We start from the raw sequence: 1,337 nt of genomic DNA, 5'->3' as shown, positions 1-1,337 counted from the left end.
GACCCTGACGGATCCCCAGGTTTTTACATGCCCTTGTCGCCTCCATGCTGTGTGATGACTTCGCGCCGGAGGAACTCCGTCAGTCTATCCGGCCGACATCGTGACAGCAGGTTGGGGGAGTGCCTCAGGGCTTCCCGCCCCAATCGCCACACTGACAAGACCGAGCGAGAACGTAGGCTATTGCTCTGAAACCGCTGGGTGTCACCGTCATGGTGGATCTTCAGGCCACAGATCAGCATCACTAGGCTGGCCAGCATGGCGATGAGCAGCAGAATCTCGATGCGCCGTGCGCTGCGCGTCTGATGCATCCCGAAGCCCAGCCCGAACAGCGGGCTCTTCACGTCACGAAACCCCTCTTCGATCTGCATGCGCTGGCGATAGATCGCCACCACTTTCTTGGCACTCGTGAACGATGCCGGCAGGTTACTGACCAGCACCCAGGGCTCGCGATGCCCTTTCGCGGCCTTGAGGCTGCGCTTGGCGCGTGATGGCTTGCCCTGCTTGGTGAGATGACGACGCCCCTTGGCGACATGTCGGACGCGGTAGGCTCGGGTGGACAGCGGGGATTTTTTGACGAGTTCGGCCTTGCCCAAGGCTTCTGGAGTTCGCCGAGCACCGGCGAACAGGTCCGCGACGGGCTCCCACTCCTCGCCTGACAAACGGAGGTGGGTCGGTCGGCGCAAGCGGCCGACGTAATACCAGCCCCGCGCTTCCACTTCCCGAAACCAGGGCCCCTTGAAGCCGGCATCGGTGACCAGAATAGGCTGAGTCCCTTCCGGCAGCAGCTCGGCGAGCGCATCCAGCAGATGGCGCTGACAGACCGGGCAGGCATCCTTGTGATGGACCTTCTCATAGATGGGGAAGGAGCGGCCCGCGAAAGGAATCGCCGCGCGCAGTACAAAGTGTTGCCCCCGATCATCGATCGGTGACCAGTCTACTAGGATGCGCGGATGCGGGGTATTGCCGACGAGAAGCGGCGTCACCAGCCAATAGAACAGCGGACGCTCCTGCTGCAGGTGAGGGTTCCCGAGCAGCCGATCCATGCGCTTGATGGCATGCTTGGGCGCCGTGTCACCGGGCAGATGGCGCCCCAGGGCCGTCAGGCCCAGGCGCTGCCCGTCGATCAGCGCCTGCACCGCGGCCAGCAAGGACTTCAGGCGTAGAGCATTCACCACGGGGGCTGAATCGGCCAGGATCTTGTGCAAGAATCGGAGCGTCTGCATGGGCACCTCGGCATATTGTTTCTTTGGCGATTAACAACATGCCTGCCCATGCAGACTTTTTTCAATCCTAATGTACTGATTTAGCTATTCATTTCCTGGGGATCCCTCAGGGTC

General features: G+C 61.6%; 1 protein-coding gene. It reads right to left on the bottom strand.

Annotated features, from left to right (window positions below; genetic code table 11):
• Positions 1 to 23: 23 nt before the first annotated feature.
• Complete coding sequence (locus tag ACOMD9_RS21080; RefSeq protein ID WP_421412314.1) at positions 24 to 1,223, bottom strand: IS4 family transposase; 1,200 nt, start codon at positions 1,221 to 1,223, stop codon at positions 24 to 26.
• Positions 1,224 to 1,337: the final 114 nt, after the last annotated feature.

This window comes from Halomonas terrestris, assembly GCF_049166755.1.
Classification (GTDB): domain Bacteria; phylum Pseudomonadota; class Gammaproteobacteria; order Pseudomonadales; family Halomonadaceae; genus Halomonas.
Note: the sequence above shows the minus strand (reverse complement) of the source record. Positions and strands in the feature narration are given on the sequence as shown.

What these genes read in the sequence shown, in the direction of transcription:
- ACOMD9_RS21080 (WP_421412314.1), bottom strand. Translation starts at nt 1,223, where the DNA reads ATGCAGACGCTCCGATTCTTGCACAAGATCCTGGCCGATTCAGCCCCC.